The 7,309-nt window shown below is 59.6% G+C and carries 7 protein-coding genes; 6 read left to right on the plus strand and 1 reads right to left on the minus strand.

Features of this window, described 5'->3' with window-relative positions; genetic code table 11:
• Window positions 1-109: 109 nt before the first annotated feature.
• Complete coding sequence (locus tag QMX98_RS30320) at window positions 110-730, minus strand: TetR/AcrR family transcriptional regulator (RefSeq protein ID WP_010455096.1); 621 nt, start codon at window positions 728-730, stop codon at window positions 110-112.
• A 318-nt stretch (window positions 731-1,048) separates the two neighbouring features.
• Here QMX98_RS30320 and QMX98_RS30325 point away from each other — a divergent pair, with 318 nt between their 5' ends.
• From QMX98_RS30325 to QMX98_RS30350, 6 genes are all read left to right on the plus strand, one after another.
• Window positions 1,049-2,344, plus strand: a complete 1,296-nt coding sequence (locus tag QMX98_RS30325) for an OprD family porin (protein ID WP_010455098.1) — start codon at window positions 1,049-1,051, stop codon at window positions 2,342-2,344.
• Window positions 2,345-2,529: 185 nt separating this feature from the next.
• Window positions 2,530-3,348, plus strand: a complete 819-nt coding sequence (locus tag QMX98_RS30330) for an NAD(P)-dependent oxidoreductase (RefSeq protein ID WP_010455099.1) — start codon at window positions 2,530-2,532, stop codon at window positions 3,346-3,348.
• A gap of 53 nt (window positions 3,349-3,401) precedes the next feature.
• Window positions 3,402-4,295: an SMP-30/gluconolactonase/LRE family protein gene (locus QMX98_RS30335; RefSeq protein ID WP_282411860.1), complete on the plus strand. Its 894-nt coding sequence runs from the start codon at window positions 3,402-3,404 to the stop codon at window positions 4,293-4,295.
• 61 nt (window positions 4,296-4,356) lie between these two features.
• Window positions 4,357-5,328: a TRAP transporter substrate-binding protein gene (locus QMX98_RS30340; protein WP_010455104.1), complete on the plus strand. Its 972-nt coding sequence runs from the start codon at window positions 4,357-4,359 to the stop codon at window positions 5,326-5,328.
• Window positions 5,329-5,406: 78 nt separating this feature from the next.
• Window positions 5,407-5,934, plus strand: coding sequence for a TRAP transporter small permease (locus QMX98_RS30345; RefSeq protein WP_010455106.1), 528 nt, complete (start codon window positions 5,407-5,409; stop codon window positions 5,932-5,934).
• On the plus strand, window positions 5,935-7,215 hold the full coding sequence (locus QMX98_RS30350) for a TRAP transporter large permease (RefSeq protein WP_154501119.1): 1,281 nt from the start codon (window positions 5,935-5,937) through the stop codon (window positions 7,213-7,215).
• Window positions 7,216-7,309: the final 94 nt, after the last annotated feature.

Consider the following 7,309-nt stretch of genomic DNA (forward strand, 5'->3'; position numbering starts at 1 on the left):
GGCAAGCCTCGCTCCTACAGGTTTGTGTCGATCCACGATTAAATAATCGACGCTGGCCCTGCAGGAGCGAGGCTTGCCCGCGAAGAGGCCGTCAGCCGCACCGCAAACCTCAAGGCTCCAACCCGATCCCGCGCAAAATCACACTCGTCACCGTCTGCACCGCCCGTTCGAACTGCATGTCCGACAGCGGCTGATGGTCGTTGAGGATATTCACCTGATGATCAAAGTCCGCGTAATGCTGGGTCGACGCCCAGATCATGTACAGCAGGCTTGAAGGCTCCACCGGCAGGATGCGTTTGTCGTCCACCCACTGGCGGATTTTCGCTTCTTTCATCTTGGCCCAGTCGTACAGGCTCGCGTCCAGCGCTACGCCCAGGGTGGGGGCGCCGTGGATGATTTCATTGGCCCAGACTTTCGACCCATAAGGCCGGCTGCGCGAGTGGTTCATCTTGGCGCGGATGTAGCTGCTGAGCACTACGCGCGGATCATCAAACATCTCGAAGCACAGCGCGTCCTGCTTCCACACTTCCAGCAAACCCAACAGCACGGCGCTGTACAGCTCGCTTTTGGTGCTGAAGTAGTAATGCAGGTTGGAGCGCGGCAGTTGCACTTCGGCGGCAATGTCGGCCATGGCGGTGCCGCCGAAGCCTTTTTCGGCGAAGACCTTTTCGGCCCCCAGCAAAATCTTCTCGACGTTACTGCGACGAATCTCGATCTTGTGATTGCCCATGAGGGCTCCCTGACAACAGCGTTGGCCAAGACTAGCATCCGCTCTACCTCGCGGCGACAAGGGAAAAACGAAACTTCACGCGCAGGTAAACCGGCGCTCCTTTCGACCGGCCTCCGAGGCAGCGGCGGTGCCTCCTCGGCTCCTTGCCCCCGATAATCGTGAGCCGAACCGGATCCCACAGGGATTCGAGCACACCGGCGCAAGTCATCGTATAACTTCTGATTGACAATCCCTGAACGCCCCGCAAATAATCGCCCCAATGTTGTACGACGACGTATGACAAAAAATAAAAACAACAAGAAACAAGGGAGCGTCACTGTGAGCAAACTCGTCCGCAATTCCTTCGCCAGCACCCCTCGCCCGACCTTTGTATGCCGCACCACCCTGAGCCTGATCGGTTGCAGCGGCCTGGCCTTCGCCTTGCCGATGACCAGCTATGCAGAAGGTTTCGTTGATGACGCCAAAGCCACGTTGAACCTGCGTAACGCCTACATCAATCGCAATTACACCAACCCGGCCTATCCCCAGGGCAAGGCTGAGGAATGGACGCAAAACTTCATCCTCGACGCCAGGTCCGGATTCACCCCGGGCCCGGTCGGTTTCGGTGTGGATGTGCTGGGCTTGTACTCGCAAAAACTCGACGGCGGCAAAGGCACAGGCGGCACCCAGCTGTTGCCGATCCACGACGACGGCCGCCCGGCCGACAATTTCGGCCGCATGGGCGTGGCCCTCAAAGGCAAAATATCCAAAACCGAAGTGAAGGTCGGGGAATGGATGCCGGTGCTGCCGATCCTGCGCTCCGACGACGGCCGCTCGCTGCCGCAAACCTTCCGTGGCGGCCAGGTGACGTCCACCGAGATCAGCGGCCTGACGCTCTACGGCGGCCAGTTCCGCCAGAACAGCCCGCGCAACGATGCGAGCATGGAAGACATGTCCATGAACACCAAGGCCGCGTTCACCTCGGACCGCTTCAACTTCGGCGGCGGCGAATACGCGTTCAACGACAAGCGCACCCAGGTCGGCGTCTGGTACTCGGAACTCAGCGACATTTACCAGCAGCAATATTTCAACCTGAGCCACAGCCAGCCCATCGGCGACTGGACCCTGGGCGCCAACCTCGGTTACTTCATCGGCAAGGAAGACGGCAGCGCTTTCGCTGGCGACCTCGACAACAAAACCGCATTCGCCATGCTCTCGGCCAAATATGGCGGCAACACCTTCTACGTCGGCCTGCAAAAACTCAGCGGCGACGATGTCTGGATGCGGGTCAACGGCACCAGCGGCGGCACCCTGGCCAACGACAGCTACAACTCCAGCTACGACAACGCCAAGGAAAAATCCTGGCAGTTGCGTCACGACTATAACTTCGTCGCCCTCGGCGTCCCTGGCCTGACGATGATGAACCGCTACATCAGCGGCGATAACGTGCACACCGGGACGATCACCGATGGCAAGGAGTGGGGCCGCGAGTCGGAACTGGCCTACACCGTGCAAAGCGGCCCGCTGAAGAACCTCAACGTCAAATGGCGCAACGCGACCATCCGCAAGAGCTTCAGCACCAACGAATTCGATGAAAACCGCATTTTCATCAGTTACCCGATTTCGTTGCTGTAAGGCAGACATCCCTTGCAGGCTCACATCAATCCTGTGGTCAGAAGATCCTCTTATCACAGGGATGTGTGAAATGACCCTCCGTCATTTTCAACCAAAGTCGCGTTGACAAGACTCGGAAAGCCTTACGATACTTCAACAAAGTCATACGACAACCTACAACAATAATAGCGCCCCAAGGGACTCCCATGACCACCACTTCCACAGCCCCTTTCAATCGCCTGTTGCTGACCGGTGCCGCCGGTGGCCTCGGTAAAGTGCTACGCGAAAGCCTGCGCCCTTATGCCAATGTCATTCGCCTGTCGGACATCGCCGACATGTCCCCCGCCACCGATGACCGCGAAGAAGTCGTCAAATGCGACCTGGCGGACAAGCAGGCCGTCCACCAGCTGGTCGAAGGGGTGGACGCGATCCTGCACTTTGGCGGCGTCTCGACGGAGCACTCGTTTGAAGAGATCCTCGGTGCCAACATCTGTGGCGTCTTCCACATCTACGAAGCCGCACGCCGCCATGGCGTGAAACGGGTGATTTTCGCCAGTTCCAACCACGTCATCGGCTTCTACAAGCAAGGCGAAATCATCGACGCCCACTGCCCTCGCCGCCCGGACAGCTATTACGGCTTGTCCAAGTCCTACGGCGAAGACATGGCCAGTTTCTATTTCGATCGCTACGGCATCGAGACCGTCAGCATCCGCATCGGCTCCTCGTTCCCGGAACCGCAGAACCGCAGAATGATGAGCACCTGGCTGAGTTTCGGCGACCTGACCCACTTGCTCGAACGCGCGCTGTACGCGCCGAACGTCGGGCACACCGTGGTGTACGGCATGTCCGACAACAAGAACGTCTGGTGGGACAACCGTTTCGCGACTGCCTTGGGCTATGCACCGCAGGACAGCTCTGAAGTGTTCCGCGAAAAAGTTGAAGCGCAGCCGATGCCTGCGGCGGACGACCCGGGCATGGTTTACCAGGGTGGCGCGTTTGTGGCGTCCGGCCCGTTCGGTGACTGAAACCGCTGACTTCACTTGATCCCCACAACAAAAGTCCAAGGGAATGAGTTGCCATGCAAGCCGAATTGATTGTTGATGCCCGTAACGCGGTAGGAGAAAGCCCAGTCTGGGTCCCCGAGGAAAACGCCCTGTACTGGGTGGATATTCCTGCCGGTGGATTGCAGCGCTGGAGCGCCGACAGCGGTCATGTCAATGCCTGGAAAGCCCCGCAGATGCTCGCCTGCATCGCCCGTCACCGCAATGGCGGTTGGGTGGCCGGGATGGAAAGCGGCTTCTTCCATTTGCAGCCGCACAACGACGGCAGCCTCGACAGCGAACTGCTGGCCCACGTCGATCACGCCCGCGTCGACATGCGCCTGAACGACGGTCGCTGTGATCGTCAGGGCCGTTTCTGGGCCGGCAGCATGGTGCTGAACATGGGCGCCAACGCCGCCAATGGCACGTTGCATCGCTACAGCGCCGGGCAACGCGGACCGCTCGCAGCGCAACTCGGCGGGTTCATTGTGCCCAACGGCCTGGGCTTCAGCCCGGACGGCCGGACGATGTACCTGTCTGATTCCCATCCCCTGGTCCAGCAGATCTGGGCCTTCGATTACGACATCGACAGCGGCACGCCGTCCAATCGGCGGTTGTTCGTCGACATGAATCAATTCCCCGGACGCCCCGACGGCGCCGCCGTTGATGCTGAAGGCGGCTACTGGATCTGCGCCAACGACGCCGGGCTGATTCACCGCTTCACCCCGGACGGTCGACTGGACCGTTCCCTCGCCGTGCCCGTGAAAAAACCCACCATGTGCGCCTTCGGTGGCAGTCGACTGGACACGCTGTTCGTGACCTCGATCCGCCCCGGTGACGACGATGACCCGCGATCACTGGCCGGCGGCGTGTTTGCGCTCAATCCCGGCGTCAAAGGTTTACCGGAACCGCTGTTCAACGATCTGCTTTAACCGCTTCTGCTACACCCTTGCGCCTTGAATACAAAAAAAATAACAAACTGGAGACACCCCCATGGACTTCAAACGCACCTTGCTCGCCGCTGCACTTCCTTTGGCCTTCACCCTCAGCAGTGCCGCTCAGGCGCTGGAAATCAAGTTCGCCGACATCCACCCCACTGGTTATCCGACCGTGGTGGCCGAGGAGCAACTGGGCAAAACTCTGGTGGCCGACAGCAACGGCGCCCTGACCTTCAAGATGTTCGCCGGCGGTGTGCTCGGCTCGGAAAAAGAAGTGGTTGAACAAGCCCAGGTCGGCGCCATTCAGATGGCGCGGGTCAGCCTCGGTATCGTCGGGCCGGTGGTGCCGGACGTGAACGTGTTCAACATGCCGTTCGTGTTCCGCGACCAGGCGCACATGCGCAAGGTCATTGACGGTGAAGTCGGCGACGAGATCCTGGCCAAAATCACCGATTCCGAGTTTGGCCTGGTTGCCCTGGCGTGGATGGATGGCGGTACTCGCAACATCTACACCAAAAAACCGGTCAACAACCCCGAAGATCTCAAAGGCATGAAGATCCGCGTAATGGGCAACCCCATGTTCATCGAAACCATCAACGCCATGGGCGGTAATGGGATCGCGATGGACACTGGCGAAATCTTCAGTGCCTTGCAGACCGGTGTGATCGATGGCGCAGAAAACAACCCGCCAACGCTGCTTGAGCACAACCACTATCAAAACGCCAAGTTCTACAGTCTGACCGGCCACCTGATCCTGCCCGAGCCTATCGTGATGTCGAAAATCACCTGGGAAAAACTCACCCCCGAGCAGCAGACGCTGGTGAAGAAAGCCGCCAAAGCCGCACAGGCGCAGGAACGCATCTTGTGGGATGCGAAGACGGCCAGCAGTGAAGAAAAACTCAAGGCCGCCGGGGTCAAGTTCATCACCGTCGACAAGAAACCTTTCTATGAGGCAACCGCCTCGATCCGCGAAAAATACGGCGCACCCTATGCCGACCTGATCAAGCGCATCGAAGCCGTTCAGTAACCCTCCTTGCCCTCATGAAAGGCCCGGCGCCATTGACGTGGGTATATGTCAGTGCGCGCCCGGTTACGGTGAAACCCGATGAAGAATCTACTGCTACGCATCAACGACAAAATTTACATGACCTGCATCTGGGTAGCCGGTCTGTCGGTCCTGACCATTTCCCTGATCATTCCCTGGGGCGTCTTTGCCCGTTACGTCCTCGGCACCGGCTCAAGCTGGCCGGAGCCCACCGCCATCTTGCTGATGATGGTCTTCACCTTCATCGGCGCCGCTGCCAGCTACCGCGCCGGCGCGCACATGGCCGTGGCCATGCTCACCGACCGCATGCCCCCCGGAGTGCGCAATGCGATGGCGATTGTCTCGCAACTGCTGATGGCGACCATCTGCCTGTTCATGACTATCTGGGGCACCAAGCTCTGCCTGTCGACCTGGAACCAGTTCATGAGCGCCATGCCGACGCTGCGCGTGGGCATCACCTACATGCCGATCCCGATTGGCGGGTTGCTGACGCTGATCTTTGTCCTGGAAAAACTCTTGCTCGGTGACCAGAGCAACCGTCGGGTCGTGCGTTTCGACCTGGTTGAAGAAAGCGAAGGGGCTGCCTGAATGGACGCGTTGATTCTGTTGGGCAGTTTTATTGCACTGATCCTGATCGGCATGCCGGTCGCTTACGCACTGGGGCTTTCTGCCCTGATCGGTGCGTGGTGGATCGACATCCCGTTCCAGGCGCTGATGATTCAGGTCGCCGGCGGCGTGAACAAATTCTCGTTGCTGGCGATTCCGTTCTTCGTACTGGCCGGCGCGATCATGGCTGAGGGCGGCATGTCCCGCAGGCTGGTGGCCTTTGCCGGTGTGCTGGTCGGGTTTGTCCGTGGCGGCTTGTCGCTGGTCAACATCATGGCGTCGACCTTCTTCGGCGCAATCTCCGGCTCTTCGGTGGCGGACACCGCCTCGGTCGGCTCGGTGCTGATTCCTGAGATGGAACGCCGCGGCTACCCGCGGGAGTTTGCCACGGCCGTCACGGTCAGCGGCTCGGTGCAAGCGCTACTGACCCCGCCCAGCCACAACTCGGTGCTCTACTCACTGGCCGCTGGCGGCACGGTGTCGATTGCGTCGCTGTTCATGGCCGGCGTCGTCCCCGGGCTGCTGATGAGCGCGTGCCTGATGGTGCTGTGCCTGATCTTCGCGAAAAAGCGCAACTACCCCAAGGGCGAAGTCATCCCCTTGAAGCAGGCGCTGAAAATCTGCGGCGAAGCCATGTGGGGCCTGATGGCGATGGTCATCATCCTCGGCGGGATTCTCTCGGGTATTTTCACCGCCACCGAATCGGCGGCGATTGCGGTGCTGTGGTCGTTCTTCGTGACCATGTTCATCTACCGCGACTACAAGTGGAGTGAACTGCCGAAGCTGATGCACCGCACGGTGCGGACGATTTCGATCGTGATGATCCTGATCGGCTTCGCGGCGAGCTTCGGCTACATCATGACGCTGATGCAGATTCCGTCGAAGATCACCACGATGTTCCTGACCCTGTCGGACAACCGTTACGTGATTCTGATGTGCATCAACGTCATGCTGCTGTTGCTCGGCACCGTGATGGACATGGCGCCGCTGATCCTGATCCTGACGCCGATCCTGATGCCGGTGATTCTGGGCATTGGCGTGGACCCGGTGCAGTTCGGCATGATCATGCTGGTGAACCTGGGGATCGGATTGATCACGCCGCCGGTGGGCGCGGTATTGTTTGTGGGGTCGGCCGTGGGCAAAGTCAGTATCGAAAAAACCGTGAAGGCACTGCTGCCGTTCTATGCCGTGCTGTTCCTGGTGCTTTTGGCCGTGACCTACATTCCGGCGCTGTCGCTGTGGTTGCCACATTTGGTGTTGTAAAACCTTTTCTGCAGGAGCCAGGCTTGCCGGCGAAAGCGTCCCTGAGTGCGCCTTCGCCGGCAAGCCTGGCACCTACAAACAGCCTGTTCACCCA

The sequence above is a fragment of the Pseudomonas sp. PS02303 genome (assembly GCF_029959925.1).
Taxonomy (GTDB): Bacteria; Pseudomonadota; Gammaproteobacteria; order Pseudomonadales; family Pseudomonadaceae; genus Aquipseudomonas; species Aquipseudomonas mandelii.